Genomic DNA, 14,912 nt, shown 5'->3' on the forward strand with positions numbered 1-14,912 from the left:
GCGGCAAGGGCGGAGCGTGCGTGCCCAGCACGGTCCGCGCCTGCTCCGGTGAGGCCGCGCCCAGCAGCACCCGCGCCCCGGTGTACGCGTGCACCGCCCGTCCCAGCCCGTCCGAGTCCTCGAAGTGCTCGGCCACCGCCACCGTCACGTTGGCCCCCCGCCCGTGCCGCAGCGGCACCTGCAACAGCTCCTGCGGATCGCGCCGCCCCGCCGCCCGCGCCAGCTGGCTCAGCACCGCGGGCCGGTCGAGCACCAGCCACAGCGGCCGCCGGGCGTCGTCGGGAACGGTCTGCCCCGCCCCTCGCGCCATGCTCGCGACCGACAGCCGCCGCTCCGTCTCGTGCACCACCCACTCCACCGATGCCAGCGCCCCCACCAAGGACGTCTCCGTCGCGAGTACGCCGGCACGCCCCGACAGACATGCGAACTCCCCGGCGCCGCTGCCGTCGACCAGCAGCACGTCGCCGTGCTGGAGCGCCTGGAGCACCACCGACCGCAGCAGCGTGCTCGTTCCCGCCCCCGGCGCACCCACGGTCAGCAGGTGCGGCTCCGCCGACCGCGCGCCCGTACGCCACATCACGGGCGGCACGTCACGCGCCTGGCCGCCGTGGGTGACCGGAACCGTCCGGTGCACCGAACCGGCGTCGGTGAAGCCGAGCAGGATCTCGCCGGGTCCCGTCACGAAACGCTGGGCGTGGATGCCGAGCGGCAGCGGTTCCGGCACGGTCATCTCCAGCCGGTTGCCCTCCTCGTCCCACGCGAAGCGGTATTCCCGTCCCCGTCCCGATTTGGCGCTCAGCAGCCGTTCCACCGGGAGCCGGCAGTCCATGTCGCCGTCACGGAAGTACGCCGGATACCGCAGCCGGAGCCGCTCGAGCCGGCCCTCCTCGGTGAACTCGACCTCCTCGAAGGCCCGCTCCCACCCGCCGTCGTGTGCGAACAGCGGCTCCGGACCGGGATCGTCCGGCAGCGCGAAATACGGCACCAAGGCCTCGTAGACCGCCTGCAGCCGGGCACTCTCCGACTCGCTGGGACCGGCGCACGCGTGGCGTCCGGCAGGCTCCCGGCCGTGCCAGGCGGCTGCTCCCACCACCACGACGACCGCGCACACCCGCCCCCACGGAAGCAGCGCCACCACCAGGACGCCCACAGCCAGGAGGAACAGCACGGGTCCCCGGCGGTCCTTCGGCGTACGCGCCCACCAGCGAACCGCCAGCAGCACGAGCCGTCCCATGCCGCGCACGAGTGTCACGAGCGGGTGCAGTACGTCCATCGCCCCGTCCAGGCCGGCCCGTATGGCGCGGCGGCTCCGCGTGACGGCCGGCGACGAGCCGCCTTCCGGCCGGGGGAGCGCCCAGCGCGTCATCGAACCTCCTGTTGCAGCGGAATGCGGACTGCCGCGGGGCTAGAACTTGAGACCGCCCAGCAGGCTGGCAAGGCTCGCCCCGCCGGCCTCGATACCGGGGGCGAGGGCCGTACCGGCGAGATAAAAACCGAACAGCGCGCAGACCAGAGCGTGGGACAGCTTGAGCCCGTCCTTGCGGGTGAAGAGGAAGACGATGAAGCCGAGCAGGACGACGCCGGAGACGGTGAGGACCATGGGAGCCACTCCTGATGTAGGGGGAGTCACCGCGAGTTCCCCTAGATTCACAGAAAGTACATTAGTAGGGAAACGGGCAGATGGGTGATTTGGCCCGTGGTCGCACCGGACCCGCTCAGGATTCCGGTCCACCGCCGTGCGCCGCGGTCAGCGGTTGGGACGTTACTGGAGGGTTCGGGTGCTGTTATCGTCGCCTCGCGCCCGCTCAGGAGGTTCACACATGAGTGCTGACGACCGCTCCGCACGGATACTCGCACGACTGCTCGCCGGGTCCGGGACGGCACACTTCGTCGTGCCAGGGGCATTCGACAAGATCGTGCCCGCCTGGTTGCCCGGCCGCGCCCGTACCTGGACGGAACTCAGCGGAGCGGTGGAGCTGTTACTCGCCGCGGGGCTGACCGCACCGCGTACGCGGCGGCTGAGTGCGTACGCCGCCGCCGGATTCCTCGCCGCGGTCTTCCCCGCCAACGTGAAGATGGCCTACGACTGGCGGCACCGCTCCACCCCGCTCAAAGCCGCCGCCTACGGCCGCCTTCCGCTGCAGCTGCCCCTCATCCTGTGGGCACGGCAGGTCGCGCGCGGCGCGAAGCACTGAGGCCACGCACCGAAGCCCCGCTTGAGCGGGAGCGCGGGGAACGCGACGGAACGGTGGAATTCCCGTGGGCATGCGAGCCGCCTCCCGCCGCGGACGGTTGCTCTCGCCGGCGGTGGGAATGAACCAGCACATCTGAGTTCGTACGCCGGTCCGGCGTCGGTCTCAGGGACACGGCCGACCGAGGCAGCACTGCCGGTCGCCGACATGGAGGGGAAGTGAGCGTCATGCGCGCGAGCACGCGCCGAGCGCGGCGCACCGCACGCGTCGAGTACACACTGCCGCGGAAGGCGGCCTCGGCCCGCTGGGCCCGGCAGCTGACCACTGGATTTCTGATCGGCTCCCGTACCCCGCCCGAGGCGGCCGGCCGCCTGGACGAGGCACAACTGGTCGTCTCCGAACTGGTCACCAACGCCACCCGCTACGGCCGGGGTCGCTGCCGGCTGCGGCTGAGCACCAGCGCCGGCAGGATCACCGTCGAGGTCCGCGACGACGGGGTGGGTATGCCGGTGATGCGCCGGCCCGGACTGGAAAGCGAGAGCGGCCGGGGCATGACACTGGTCCATGGCCTCGCGCGTCGGCTGAATGTCAGTGCCGCGCCCGGTGGCGGCAAGACCGTACGGGCCGTGCTGGACGCCGCCTGACGGTCCCCGCGGCTTCAACCCCGCGCGGCAGCGGGGCTCCAACCCGGGTTTCCACCTGGAATGGGATCGGCCGGGACGGCATTCACGCACCCGCCGCGCCGCGGGAGCCGATTTCGGCCAGTCGGCGGGTGAGCGTGTCCACGGACTGGAACGTCGCGCCCAGCAGCGCCACGTGCTTCCACCGCAGGATCCCGTCGGGACCGACGAGGAACACCGCGCGACGCAGCCCGATGCCGGGCGCCGCGACACCGAAGGCACGGGCGACCTCGCGGTCGGTGTCGGTGAGCAAGGGCATGCGCAGCCCGTTCCTGCCCGCGAACGCCGCATGGCTGTCGAGACCTTGCGGGCTGATCCCCCACACATCGGCGTCCCAGCCTTCGAACCGTTCGAGTCCCGAGGAGTACGAGCTCAACTGCTTGGTGCACACGCTGGTGTCGTCACCAGGGTAGAAGGCCAGCACCACCGGCCGGCCCCGCCGCGAGGAGAGGGTGTAGTCGCCGCGCTCGAATGTCCCGCCGGTCAGGATGCCGCCGGGAAGGGTGAAGTCAGGAGCGGGCTGACCGATTTCGGGGGACGACGCCATGTGATCGCTCTCCAGAGGTGGTGAACAGAGTGCTGTGCGAAGCCGGTTGACCCGCAGGACGCACGCCCGAGCGGTGCGGCGATCAGGGCTGCTGCGCTGTCCACGCGGCCCAGGCGGATGCCGCGTCGGGGTGGAAGCTGCACCGCGGATCCCTTGCCATCGGTGCACGCAGGGCTTCCCGTACCCCGACGATGTGGAACCGCAATCGTTCCCCGGCGGGCAACAGCCCCGACAGCTCCCCCGGGGAGAGTTCCTTGTCCCAGCACAGTTCCCTGAGGTCGAGATACAACTGCGTCCGGGCGTCCGCGACCCGGGCACACAGACAATAGTGCAGTACTCGCACCGTGGGGCCGCCCAGCGTGCCGCGGGCCGCCACCCAGACGCGCCGGCCCGCGACGGCCAGGACACGCACTTGTATCGTCGCCGTCCCCATGAAGCCCTGTCCTGGTCGTACGGGCCGTCATCCGATGTCGCGGCCGAACTGATTGGTGGTCACAAGTATCCGCTCCGGCAGTACGTCGGGGCAGGCGGGGGACCGACACGGCACGTTCTCCCCGCAATTCCCTGACGGGAGATCCTCGGCAGCGCGAGTGCCCTCCAACGTCTCCGTGCTGGGTCTGAGTCAGGGGTGCTCGTCGCGCTGGCGCTCGGACCGGCGGGGCGCTGCTGTGCCTCCGGTCGGGCGGACGGGCGCAGGCAGCCTCCCCGGCCGCCGGTCCGAACTCCAGGGCCACGACTCCCTAGTCGGACCTGCGGGGGAGTGCGGGCCTGGTGCCGATGACGACGGTGGCGTTCAGCTCGTCCGAGCCGTCCATCCGGGCCGTCAGCCCGCTGCCGGCGATGGTTTCGACGGCTTGCCGGGCCTGGCGCTCGCTCGTCTCTACGAGCAAGGAGCCGCCCGGTGCCAGCCATTGTGGCGCCCCGGCGGCCACCCGCCGCAGGACGTCGAGCCCGTCCGAGCCACCATCGAGCGCCACACGCGGTTCGTGAACGCGCGCTTCCGTGGGCAGCAGTCCGACCGCATCGGTGGGTACGTAGGGCACGTTGGCAATCAGGACATCGACGCGGCCGCGCAGCGAACCGGGCAATGACTCATACAGGTCCCCCTGGTGGACCTGACCACCACAGCCGGCGACATTGCGGCGGGCGCACCGCACCGCGGCGGGGTCGATATCGGACGCGTACAGCTCGGCCTGGTCCACGACGCCGGCCACGGCGGCACCCACCGCGCCCGATCCGCAGCACAGGTCCACGAGCACGGCTCGCGCCGGAGCGAGAGCTACGGCCAGCCGGGCGAGGAACTCGGTGCGACGACGGGGTACGAAGACTCCCGGATCCACCGACACGCGCAGACCGCAGAACTCCGCCCAGCCCAGGACGTGTTCGAGGGGCATCCCGGCGGCGCGCCGGTCCACCATGACGGCGAGATCCTCCGCCGTCCGTGCCGTGGAGAGAAGTAACCGCGCCTCGTCCTCGGCGAAGACGCAGCCCGCGGCACGAAGCCTGGTGACGATGGCGGAACAGGGAAGAAGAGAAGGTGAAGCCGACATGCGAGCGGGAGCCTTTCGGGACGCCGATGGGGCTCTCTGGGGCACCTATGCGGGGCGGCGGGCGGCCCGGCCGGGCGAGGAGAGCACCCGAGCTGATACTGCGGTAACGGGTCTCACCTCCTCGGTACGTTCGCTGCTGGAGCCGGCAACGTTACCTGAGCCGGGCCGTGTCGCGAACGTCCGCGGCGATCCCGACGGTCGCGGCGAACGCCTCCTGACCGTGCTGGGTGAGCGTCACCTTCAGCCGGCGCTCGCCGTCCGGCGCGGCAGGCGCGGGGAAGGCCCGGACCAGGCTGGGCGCGTCCAGGTCGACATAACGGTGGAACTCGGCCGCCAGACAGGTTAACCGCAGCTGCTGACCGGGCTCGGCCAACCGGGCGCCCTGGCGGGCGGCTTCCATCAGCAGCATTCCGGGGGCGTGGTCGACGGGGTGGTCGAACAGCCAGGGGCTGGAGGTGAGGATCCGCAACTGCCAGCTACCGGGCTCCGCCGCGGGCGCGAGCACCACTTCACGCTCGCTCTCCCGGCCGACAAGTGCGGGAGCCACCGGGGCAGGCGGGCGTGGGACCGCTGCCGTGACCGCTTCCGGTTCCCGGGTGTTTGGCCCGCGTAGCCGCGCGTAGACCTCCGGACTGTGAGCGCTGAACAAGGTGGAGGCCGTGCCCAGCGTGCGGCCAGCGCTGCTGAGCGTCATCCGGAGCGACAACTTGCGCAGCCGGCGGGCCCGCCCGGGAGCCTGCGAAGCGACCAGGCGCACGGTCACCTCCGCCGGCCGGTCCGAGACCTGTATGAAGGGTGCCGCGAACCGGCATTGGTAGTGATCCCAGATCAGCTGGTGGCCCTTCGGCACGCCGAAAGCGGCGTGCGACAGCAGCGGCAGCACCTGCCGGGTGGTCTCCACCAGGAGCATCGGGTCCTGTTCGCCGTCGCTCCCGGTGCGCCAGAAACCATGGTCGCGAGGCCACTGGGCGCCCACTTCGAACTCCGCTCCGCCGCACTGCCGCCAGCCCGTCAGCAGCACCTCGGAGTGGGCAGCCTTGTGAACGAGTTCGCGGGGGACCGGCGCCGAGTACCCTGTGTCTTCGGGCAGTGGGGGCAGTGGGGGCAGTGCGGGAATGACGGTCATGTGCGGCCTTTCGCGTTCGACGGTGTTCCTGACGAGCTGCCAGAAAGATAGAACCTTTGGTTGCGAGGTTGGATGGCGGCAGCACGGACTCGGCCGATGCAGCAACGGGCCGTTGAAACACGGCAGTTGATTCTTGAGGCAGCCGCGGAGGTCTTTGACGAGAGTGGCTACCGGGCAGCCAGGATCTCCCAGATCATGCAACGGGCCGGCACCACCCAGGGAGCGCTGTACTTCCACTTCTCCTCCAAGATGGACCTGGCCCGCACGCTGATGCTCGCCCAACGCGACGCGGTCGTCCTGCCGCCAGGCCCGGACGGTCTCCAGCGCCTGATCGACACAACCCTTCTCCTCGCCCGCGAACTGCAGACCAATAAGGTCCTCCGGGCCGGGGTACGGCTCGCCGTGGAGCAGGAGGAGATCGGCTTCCACGACGACGCGCCGTATCTGGACTGGGCCGACGTCTTCCGTGTCCAGCTCTCGGCCGCAGCCTCCCGCGGCGAGTTGCGCAACGGGGTCGAGGTGGACCGCCTGGCCGTACTGCTGGTCGGCTGCTACACGGGCGTCCAGCACTTCTCCAAGCTCTCCAACGGGCGCGCCGACCTGCCGGACCGGATCGCCGACCTCTGGCAGTACATGCTCCCCGGCATCGCCCTGCCCCAGGTGGCGGCCGAAATGACGGTGCACCCGAACAGCTCGCTGCGGGCGGCCGGATGACCCCCCGCGTCGTGCTGACCGGGGCGACCGGCTTCATCGGCGCCGCCGTGCTGCGCCAACTCGCTCAGCAGCCGGTACGGGTACGGGTGATCAGCCGTCGTGACCACCCACTGCCACCGGAAGTCGAATGGGTACCCGCCGACCTCGCCCAGCCGGAATCCCTCGCCCGGGTCTGCTCCCAGGCGGATGTACTCATCCACGCCGCCTCCCACATCGGCTCCGACGCGGAGCAATGCGCGCGAGTCAACGACCATGGCACCGCCGCGCTGATGCGTGAGGCCGGCCGGGCGGGCGTAGGACGCATCGTGCAGTTGTCCACCACTGCCGTCTACGGGCGCGGCCCGCACCGCGGGGCAGCGGTCGGCGACCTGACTCCGGCTCCGGGCTCCGCCACCAGCCGCACGCGGCTGGCAGCAGAGGCGCACGCACTGCGCCACGGCGCTGTGGTCCTGCGCGCCGGGCTCGTCACCGGTGCGGGAGACCGGTGGGTCGTACCGGCTCTGGCCGAACTCGTCCAGCGGCTCCCGGGGTATTGGAACGGCGGACGGGCGATGCTCTCCATGATCGCGGTGGAGGATCTCGCGCGGCTCATCACGCAGGCCGCTCTCCGGATTCCGGTTACCGTCCCGGGCGTCCACCACGCTGTCCACCCCGCACCCGTTCGCCTTCACGATCTGCTGGACGCTCTGGCTGCTCTCGCTCTCCTGCCTGCTGTGAGCGGGGAGTTGATGTGGGAGGAATGCACGGCCCGGATGACGGAGCACCCCGGGCAGGTCAGCGAACGCCAGCTTGCCCTGCTGGCCTTCGACCACTGGTACAGCGGCACCGCGGTCTGGCCCGCGCACGCGTGCGCCCCCGGCCCAGGGCCGTTGGCGCGGCTCGCGGACGCGGCCCCATGGTACCGGGCCCACCTGGCGCACACCTGAGTACTGGCCCGCCCCCTCTGCGCAGGGTCTGTCGCCCCTTCTCGCCCAAAAAAACAGAACACTTTGTATGTTTGGGGTGATGGCAGCGCCCGCGGTGACCCCGGGCACCTGCCCCTGACGGTTCGTCGCCCCGCGGACCGGTTCGCTGAAGGGAACCAGCGCATGAGGCAAGAGCGCGCAGAACTCACCCGGCACACGCTGACGATGGCGGCTGCCAGATCATTCGACCGTGCCGGCTACCAGCGCACGACTCTATTCGAGGTCAGCCGCGCCGCAGCCGTGAGCAAGGGAGCCCTCTCCTTCCACTTCGGCAGCAAGGAGGAGCTGGCCGACACCGTACGACGGGAGGCGTGCACCCGTACCTGCATGGCCACCGAGCAACTGCGGGAGAAGGACCAGCCGGCGCTGCAGACCCTCATCGACCTGACCCATCTGGTCGCTCACCAGCTGGCGCACGATCACCTCGCCAGAGCCGCGGTGAAATTGGCACGCGAGCTGGAGACACCGGGCGACCCGGAGATCAACCCCATCGCCTGCTGGCGGCAGGTCTTCACCGATGTGGCGCGGGAAGCCGAGAAGGACGGCACGCTACGCTGCGAGGCCACCGCGGAAGCGGTGGCCGAACTGTCCTTCTGCCTCGTCTCGGGAGCGCACGCAGAACAAACCGACAAGGACGTCGACATCCACCAACGCCTGGCGGCACACTGGCAGTTGCTGTTGCCCGGACTGGTCGCCCACCCCGGACCCGGGTATCTGCTCAACGGCGGCACCGAAGAAGACTGGTCGCATTCGCACCCGCAGCCGAGGCGCGAGCCGACGCCCGCCGGCTGACCGCGTGCCGCAGTGGGGCCCTGACAGCCAACGGGCCCCGGCTGTCCCGCCGAGGGCCTGTTGGCTGTACGTGAAGGCGCGCCGCGGACCCTTCGTCGCGCGGCTGAACCGGGCGGGTTCGCGCTGTACATCACGCGTCGCGCCACGCTCTCCCCCGACGACAGCGTGGTGCGCCACCGATCATGGCCTGTGCTTCAGGCATCTTTCCAGGCGCGACTTTTTGCGTGTAAGAACGGGGGGTGCAAAGTTTCCACCCCCGATCCGCAGCGGCTTGAGGAGCCCCCATGCCTCGGCCCCATGACCCGATGCCGCGCCAGCGCCGGCGTGATCTTCAGAACTTCCTGCGCACGGCGCGCGCCCGAACAGACCCGGTCGATCACGGTCTGCATCGCCCCGATGACCCCCGGGGGCGGCAGGTGCCTGGCCTGACGCAGCCGCAGATGGACACGTTGCTGCGCAGCCGTACAGGCACGTACGGCAGCTTCGAGCGCGGCACCAAGACCAATCCGTCGACCGACTATCTCGACCGCCTTGCACGACATTTGAAGCTCACGCCACAGGAGTGGGAGCTGCTGTGGAGGTACGCCTACGGTCACAACCCGCCCTACGCCTTGGACCCCGAGGCGGGCCTGGAGGTGGCGCCGGTGTGGCGGCGCGTGCTCCACGAGCTGACCACCATGGCCTACATCACCGATGTGGCCGGGACCCTGCTGGAGTACAACTCCGCGTTCGCCTCGATGTTCCCCGGCGGCCGACCGCCCCGGAACATCCTTCGATGGATGCTGCTCGATGAGTTGGCCCGGACCGAAACGCTGCTGGACTGGGAGCGCTGCTGGGCCCCCAAGGTCGTTCCGCAGCTGGTGGCCGCACGGCTCGCACACCCCACGGATCCCACGCTGCTGCGGCTGGAGCGGGATGTCATCAACGACCCGCGCACCGGTCCCATCCGCCAGGGTGCTGCCGCCTACACCCATCCCGACGGCGATGACCGCCCACTGCGGCATGCCACGCTCGGTTCCGGACGGGTCCGGCTCGGAGCGGCTGAACCGCTCATCAGTCCGGGTGCCCGGTTCATGATCGTTGAATTCGCCGCCGAAGGCAGTTGACGAGACGTCACAATGGGGATCCGTTCCGCGGAATGCGGAGGCATGGAGTGCGCTTCCCGTTTCTGCAGATGGAAGCTCGCGTTGGGTACGCCGATAAGAACCGGTCTGCTCCGGTGAGTGCTACTCCAGGACACCTTCAAGGGTGACATCAAGATGTACGCGCACGGCACAGGACGATATCCGCGCCCGCCGCCGAAGCAGGGCATTCAGACCGATGCGAGGACATCGCTCTGCGCGTGCTGCAGGTGATACTCGCTCTCTTCTACGTGATCGCCGGTGCCTTACCCAAACTGATCGCCCACCCCTCCGCTACGGACATCTTCAGGAGATCGGCTTCGGCATGTGGGGCATGTACGCGATCGGCGGGCTGGAACTGGTCGGTGGCATCGCGCTCGTCACCCATGGCTCTCAGGTCTGTCGGCGGTGGCACTGATCGCTCTGATGCTCGGTGCCGTTCATCACCCAACTGACCGTCTTCGACGGCCGCACGGGTTCACTCCGCTGCTCCTCATCATTCCGCTGGCCGTCGTCGCGAGGAGCCGACGAGGGACCGTGGTCGACCTGGCCACCCGGCTGCGAAGTGGTAGCCGACCCGGGCATCCCCGGCAGTGACGGAACTACGCCCACCTTCTCGCCCCCCGTGGAGCGTGGTCTACGAGGACGGCACCCGCATCGAGGTGACCGGGAACTCCGGCGGAGACTTCCCGCGGCCAGAGTTCCCTAAGGATGCTGCGGTACGGCCGGATGATCGCGCCCGTGGCCGCATCATGTTCCCGGTGCCGAAGGGAGAGCGGCCGGAGCGGGTGATCTACGCGCCGGACACTGGGGACGAGGCGGAGTGGACGGTGCCCGCATCATGAGTAACCAAATACCCCCGGAGCGACGCACAGCCGCACAGAACAAGGCGTTCCTCGCACGGACAAGCGGCCCCGTCGCACCCGAGACCGTTGAGAAGGCGCCGCGGCCCCTACCCGCCTGCCGATCCTGCGGCGAACGCATCACGGAACACCAATCACGCCGGAAGGGGCGGCACTACGTGTGCTGGGCGAAGCAATCGATCCATCCCAACGCCCGTCGCCGGGAGCGTGAGACTGCCCGTGCAGAGCGGGAGGAGCGGGCGGACGCCGTGGCGCAGGAATCGATGCGCGGCCACAAGCCCGACACCGAGGTGTACCTTGCCGCGCTCCGCGACGAGAAGCTTCACGCGTGGCGGGTCTCGCAGTGTTCTGGCGCTACGGCCCCACACGCACTGCCGGGCCAGGAGCACAACTGATGGATGTGGGGGTTCTGTGTCCAGATGTCGAACTCTCTGACTTGGTTGTGTGTATTCGCTACCTTCACTCGAACTGACGGTGGGATACATCTGGTCGCGACTGGCCAGTGAGGTGCTTGGATCCGGGGGAGTGAAGCGTTGTGGTGTCGAGATTCCTGGCCAATGCTGTTCGGACGGTCCTGTGCACTGTGCTGATCTCGGCGTTAGGCACACCTACCGCCGTGCCAGTGTCTCCGGTGGCATCGGTCGCTCCAGCCGCTGATTCGGCAGGTGAGGTGGGAGCTTCAAGGGGTGAGGAGCGCCGCGGTGCCGCTACCCTCCAGCACCGGGAACTGGGGGTTCTGCACTGGAACATCTGGGGGGTAACGGGGAATCACGGAACGCATGAGGTGGTGGACCGTCTCATCGACCGAGTCGAGAGTCTGCGGGGTGACCGCCTGCAGGGTCACCTTCTCTCGATCAACGAGACCTGCCGAGAACAGGTCATATATGCGCGCGATCAACTGAAGGAGCGTTTAGGGACCGATGCGATCCGCTCCCACTTCGCGGAAAGCAGCAGCGACCGACGCTGCAACGGCGGTGGCAGCGACAACCATACGGGCGTGGGACTGATCGCCATCGGCGCCGATCGTGTTCTGGACAAGGTGAGGTACTGGTTCGACGCCGACGGCGGCTTGTACGGCAAGGCGCGGGGTGGCTACGCCCTTACCCCGCCAGAGAAGCGGGCAGCCACGTGCATGTCGGTTTCCTTCCGGTCCACTCTCGGGCGCGACGTCTGGGCGTGTTCCGCACACCTCGCCACAAGTGATGAAGGCCCGGCGGATAAACAGGCCGACACACTGGCGAAGGAGATCAAGAAGGATTCCGGGGGAAGGTACCCGGTGGTCCTCGCGGGTGATCTCAACCTGAAACCAGACCGATTCAAGGGGATTTACGCCCCGGATCAGGGTGGGCGCGGTGAGTTTCTTGAGGTCGACTGGCCTGAGAACCGGCCGACCTGGAGCAAGTACGGCGAACCCACGACAAAATTGGACTATGTCTTCGGCGAGGAGCGGCACCTCACTCCGACATCGGTACGTCTGTTCGATGGGGGGGAGTGTCGGGAGTGGTGGGCTTATGGCCGATGCTCGGACCACTACATGCTCTTTGGCACGTTCGCGTTTCGGGACGGCGGCGGGGGCGGTGGAGGTGGTGGTGGTCAATCGCCGACGAGGCTCGTTTACACAGGACCGAGCCAAGCCCGCTATCATGATTCTTTCACTGCGTCGGCGCGGCTGACGGCGAGTCCGAAGCCGGGTGAGCCGGCCAGTGAGCCGGTTTCCGGGGCGCCGGTGCGCTTCAGTTTGGGCTCGGGTGGGGGGTCCCAGACCTGTACGGGTACCACGAATGCTGCCGGGCGGGCGCGCTGCACGCTGACGCCGGCGCAGCGCCCGGGCCAGACTACGTTGACCATCTCCTATGCGGGTAACGGTCATGCACCGGCCAGTCTCACCGTGCCGTTCACCATCACGCGGCAGAAGACCGCCGTCGTCTACAGCGGCCCGGAACGCGTTGCGAACGGCACCTCAACCCGCCTGGCCGGTGTCCTGACGGAAAGGAACGCCGACGGCCCCCCGATCGTCGGCCGCCGACTCCAGTTGATGCTGGGCAGCGGAGACCGCGAGCAGACCTGCCGCGGCACGACCGATGCCGCCGGCGTCGCGCGCTGCACCATCCCAAAGGTCGACCAGCCGCTGAACCAGGACGCCACCGTCCCGGTGACCGTGAAGTTCACCGGTGACGCCTACTACCGGCCCTCCCACACCTCGGACACCGTGCTCCTGGAGTACTACACCGGCCGCGCCTTCGGCCTGACCGCTACCGTCAACCTGCCGCTGCTCCCGATCCGGGTACCGCCGCAGCCGGACACCGGACCGGTACGCACAGCGCAGGCCTCCAGCACCAGCCCACCGTGCACGGCCGAGCTGGACGCGAAGCTGATCACAGCTAAGGCGTTGTGTCCGAAGGTGACCACCCGCCTCGCGCCAGGCACCTCAACCGCCACCTCGAGCGTGGCCGATGCCACCATCGGTATCCCCGGCTTGCCAGTGATCGAGGTCGAAGGCGCGACTGCTACGTCCACCAGCACCTGCGGATCAGGCGGATCCACCACCGGTAGCACGAAACTGACGCTGCGCATCGGCGGACGCCAAATCGCCGTCCCGACCGCGCCCAACAGTGAAATCAAGCTGCCCGGCGGGCTCGCTCGCCTGGTCGTCAACGAACAGCGACCAGTCCCCGGCGCGGACCACGGCCTGACCGTTAACCTCGGGCTTTCATGAGCGGGGTTGTCCGAGGGTTGATCATAAAAGCGAGAAGTGCTCCTGACCTGCAACGATAGGGCTTGTCTAGAGTCCAGGTCGTCGCATGGAAAGAAGCACTTCTCAGGTGAAGAAGAGTATCGGGTCCTACCCACGTGTCCGTACCGAGGGCGGCGGTCAGGGGGTGGTGTCCCAGGCCGGTTCGGTGCTGTTGGTCGAGACGGTCCGCAAGACGGGCCTGGATACGGCGATATCGGCGGCACTCGCGCCGTGGTGCAAGCCGCGGGCGGTGCACGATCCGGGGAAGGTCCTGCTCGATGTCGCACTCGCGGTCGCGCTGGGCGGGGACTGCCTGGCCGATGTGGGCATGTTGCGGGCCGAGCCTGAGGTGTTCGGGCCGGTGGCCTCTGACCCGACCGTCTCCCGCCTGATCGACACCCTCGCCGCTGCCGGTCCGAAAGCGCTCAGAGCGATCCAGGCCGCGCGGGCCGCAGTGCGTGAGCGGGTCTGGAAGTTGGCCGGCCAAGCGGCACCGAACACCGACGGCCAGGTGATCGTCGATCTGGACGGGGTGCTGGTGATGGCCCACTCCGACAAGCAGGACGCCACCGCGACGTGGAAGAAGACCTACGGCCATCATCCGCTGATGGGGTTCGTCGATCACGGAAGCGGCGGATCCGGGGAGCCGGTGGCGGCGCTGTTGCGGCCCGGGAACGCGGGCAGCAACACCGCAACCGACCACATCACCGCCACCCAACTCGCCCTGGCCCAGCTGCCCAAGAAGTACCGGCGCGGACGCAGCACCCTCATCCGCACCGACTCCGCAGGCGGCACCCACACCTTCGTGGCCTGGCTCGCCCAGCGAGGCCGGTGGCTGTCCTACTCCGTCGGCATGACCATCACCGACGCCGTCCACCAGGCCGTCCTCAAGGTCCCGCCCGCCGCGTGGACACCGGCCGTCGAACCTGAAGGTGAGATCCGCGACGGCGCCTGGGTCGCCGAACTGTCCGGCGACATCCTCAAGGGCTGGCCGAAGGGGATGCGGCTGATCGTCCGCAAGGAACGCCCGCACCCCGGCGCGCAGTTGCGCTTCACCGACGCTGACGGCCTCCGGCTCACCTGCTTCGCCACCAACACCACCAGCGCCCCGATCGCTGCCCTGGAACTGCGGCACCGCCAGCGGGCCCGCGCCGAGGACCGCATCCGCGCCGCTCGCGCCACCGGCCTGCGCAACCTGCCCCTCCACGACACCGCCCAGAACCGGATCTGGCTGGAGATCGTCCAGCTCGCCCTGGACCTGCTGGCCTGGATGCCGATGCTCGCCCTGACCGGCACAGTCCGACTCTGGGAACCGCGCCGGCTCCGACTGCGGCTGTTCTCCGCCGCTGCCCAGCTCGTCACCACCGCCCGCCGCAGGCACCTGCGATTCGCCCGCCACTGGCCCTGGACCGAAGTGATCACACGGGCGCTCGAACGGCTCGCCCTGCTGCCCAACCCCGGCTGACCAACGACCCCGCCGTCCCTACGAACCGCACCATTCCAACCGGAGCAGTGGAACCCGGCGCACACCCGACGCGGCAGTCGGGCCTCCGACCTGCCCATCATCAACACGGAACACAACAACGGTCTGCCGACACCGTCGGCAGACCGTCACGAAAGATCGAGGC

Annotated in this window: 14 protein-coding genes; 8 read left to right on the plus strand and 6 right to left on the minus strand. The window is 69.1% G+C overall.

All coding sequences use genetic code 11. The annotated features are described in order from the left end of the window. Window positions 1–1,366 (minus strand): hypothetical protein (locus ACRDP3_RS12010; RefSeq protein ID WP_431516884.1); only part of this gene is annotated, 1,366 nt, incomplete at its 3' end. Window positions 1,367–1,405: 39 nt separating this feature from the next. Beyond that, the gene (locus ACRDP3_RS12015; protein WP_431516885.1) at window positions 1,406–1,600 is read right to left on the minus strand and encodes a hypothetical protein; all 195 of its coding nucleotides are present in this window, start codon (window positions 1,598–1,600) and stop codon (window positions 1,406–1,408) included. A gap of 220 nt (window positions 1,601–1,820) precedes the next feature. On the opposite strand from ACRDP3_RS12015, the gene ACRDP3_RS12020 reads away from it, so the two are divergent. Further along, complete coding sequence (locus ACRDP3_RS12020; protein WP_431516886.1) at window positions 1,821–2,195, plus strand: DoxX family protein; 375 nt, start codon at window positions 1,821–1,823, stop codon at window positions 2,193–2,195. Between the two features lie 224 nt (window positions 2,196–2,419). Continuing rightward, complete coding sequence (locus ACRDP3_RS12025) at window positions 2,420–2,836, plus strand: ATP-binding protein (RefSeq protein ID WP_431516887.1); 417 nt, start codon at window positions 2,420–2,422, stop codon at window positions 2,834–2,836. 82 nt (window positions 2,837–2,918) lie between these two features. Here ACRDP3_RS12025 and ACRDP3_RS12030 read toward each other — a convergent pair whose 3' ends face one another. The 4 genes from ACRDP3_RS12030 to ACRDP3_RS12045 form a co-directional block, all read right to left on the minus strand. Next, window positions 2,919–3,419: a peroxiredoxin family protein gene (locus ACRDP3_RS12030; RefSeq protein WP_431516888.1), complete on the minus strand. Its 501-nt coding sequence runs from the start codon at window positions 3,417–3,419 to the stop codon at window positions 2,919–2,921. Window positions 3,420–3,501: 82 nt separating this feature from the next. After that, window positions 3,502–3,852, minus strand: a complete 351-nt coding sequence (locus ACRDP3_RS12035) for a hypothetical protein (protein WP_431516889.1) — start codon at window positions 3,850–3,852, stop codon at window positions 3,502–3,504. Between the two features lie 307 nt (window positions 3,853–4,159). Next, window positions 4,160–4,969: a putative protein N(5)-glutamine methyltransferase gene (locus tag ACRDP3_RS12040; protein ID WP_431516890.1), complete on the minus strand. Its 810-nt coding sequence runs from the start codon at window positions 4,967–4,969 to the stop codon at window positions 4,160–4,162. Between the two features lie 151 nt (window positions 4,970–5,120). After that, window positions 5,121–6,095, minus strand: coding sequence for a ScbA/BarX family gamma-butyrolactone biosynthesis protein (locus ACRDP3_RS12045; RefSeq protein WP_431516891.1), 975 nt, complete (start codon window positions 6,093–6,095; stop codon window positions 5,121–5,123). 96 nt (window positions 6,096–6,191) lie between these two features. Between ACRDP3_RS12045 and ACRDP3_RS12050 the strand changes: the two genes are divergently transcribed. The 6 genes from ACRDP3_RS12050 to ACRDP3_RS12075 all read left to right on the plus strand — a co-directional run bounded on the left by ACRDP3_RS12050 (window position 6,192) and on the right by ACRDP3_RS12075 (window position 14,749). After that, window positions 6,192–6,809 carry a ScbR family autoregulator-binding transcription factor gene (locus tag ACRDP3_RS12050; RefSeq protein WP_431516892.1) on the plus strand — a complete coding sequence of 206 codons (618 nt, stop codon included), beginning with the start codon at window positions 6,192–6,194 and terminating at the stop codon, window positions 6,807–6,809. Continuing rightward, the gene (locus tag ACRDP3_RS12055; RefSeq protein ID WP_431516893.1) at window positions 6,806–7,735 is read left to right on the plus strand and encodes an NAD-dependent epimerase/dehydratase family protein; all 930 of its coding nucleotides are present in this window, start codon (window positions 6,806–6,808) and stop codon (window positions 7,733–7,735) included. The genes ACRDP3_RS12050 and ACRDP3_RS12055 overlap by 4 nt, the downstream gene beginning before the upstream one ends. A 162-nt stretch (window positions 7,736–7,897) precedes the next feature. Next, window positions 7,898–8,566 carry a ScbR family autoregulator-binding transcription factor gene (locus tag ACRDP3_RS12060; protein WP_431516894.1) on the plus strand — a complete coding sequence of 223 codons (669 nt, stop codon included), beginning with the start codon at window positions 7,898–7,900 and terminating at the stop codon, window positions 8,564–8,566. A gap of 440 nt (window positions 8,567–9,006) precedes the next feature. After that, a complete protein-coding gene (locus tag ACRDP3_RS12065) occupies window positions 9,007–9,672 on the plus strand; it encodes an XRE family transcriptional regulator (protein ID WP_431516895.1) in 666 nt (221 codons plus the stop codon). A 1,548-nt stretch (window positions 9,673–11,220) separates the two neighbouring features. Further along, complete coding sequence (locus tag ACRDP3_RS12070; protein ID WP_431516897.1) at window positions 11,221–13,266, plus strand: choice-of-anchor P family protein; 2,046 nt, start codon at window positions 11,221–11,223, stop codon at window positions 13,264–13,266. Window positions 13,267–13,372: 106 nt separating this feature from the next. Next, the gene (locus ACRDP3_RS12075; protein WP_431516896.1) at window positions 13,373–14,749 is read left to right on the plus strand and encodes an IS1380 family transposase; all 1,377 of its coding nucleotides are present in this window, start codon (window positions 13,373–13,375) and stop codon (window positions 14,747–14,749) included. Window positions 14,750–14,912: the final 163 nt, after the last annotated feature.

It is taken from the genome of Streptomyces sp., from assembly GCF_050698815.1.
Lineage (GTDB): Bacteria > Actinomycetota > Actinomycetes > Streptomycetales > Streptomycetaceae > Streptomyces.

What these genes read in the sequence shown, in the direction of transcription:
- ACRDP3_RS12015 (WP_431516885.1), bottom strand. Translation starts at nt 1,600, where the DNA reads ATGGTCCTCACCGTCTCCGGCGTCGTCCTGCTCGGCTTCATCGTCTTC.
- ACRDP3_RS12020 (WP_431516886.1), top strand. Translation starts at nt 1,821, where the DNA reads ATGAGTGCTGACGACCGCTCCGCACGGATACTCGCACGACTGCTCGCC.
- ACRDP3_RS12025 (WP_431516887.1), top strand. Translation starts at nt 2,420, where the DNA reads ATGCGCGCGAGCACGCGCCGAGCGCGGCGCACCGCACGCGTCGAGTAC.
- ACRDP3_RS12030 (WP_431516888.1), bottom strand. Translation starts at nt 3,419, where the DNA reads ATGGCGTCGTCCCCCGAAATCGGTCAGCCCGCTCCTGACTTCACCCTT.
- ACRDP3_RS12035 (WP_431516889.1), bottom strand. Translation starts at nt 3,852, where the DNA reads ATGGGGACGGCGACGATACAAGTGCGTGTCCTGGCCGTCGCGGGCCGG.
- ACRDP3_RS12040 (WP_431516890.1), bottom strand. Translation starts at nt 4,969, where the DNA reads ATGTCGGCTTCACCTTCTCTTCTTCCCTGTTCCGCCATCGTCACCAGG.
- ACRDP3_RS12045 (WP_431516891.1), bottom strand. Translation starts at nt 6,095, where the DNA reads ATGACCGTCATTCCCGCACTGCCCCCACTGCCCCCACTGCCCGAAGAC.
- ACRDP3_RS12050 (WP_431516892.1), top strand. Translation starts at nt 6,192, where the DNA reads ATGCAGCAACGGGCCGTTGAAACACGGCAGTTGATTCTTGAGGCAGCC.
- ACRDP3_RS12055 (WP_431516893.1), top strand. Translation starts at nt 6,806, where the DNA reads ATGACCCCCCGCGTCGTGCTGACCGGGGCGACCGGCTTCATCGGCGCC.
- ACRDP3_RS12060 (WP_431516894.1), top strand. Translation starts at nt 7,898, where the DNA reads ATGAGGCAAGAGCGCGCAGAACTCACCCGGCACACGCTGACGATGGCG.
- ACRDP3_RS12065 (WP_431516895.1), top strand. Translation starts at nt 9,007, where the DNA reads ATGGACACGTTGCTGCGCAGCCGTACAGGCACGTACGGCAGCTTCGAG.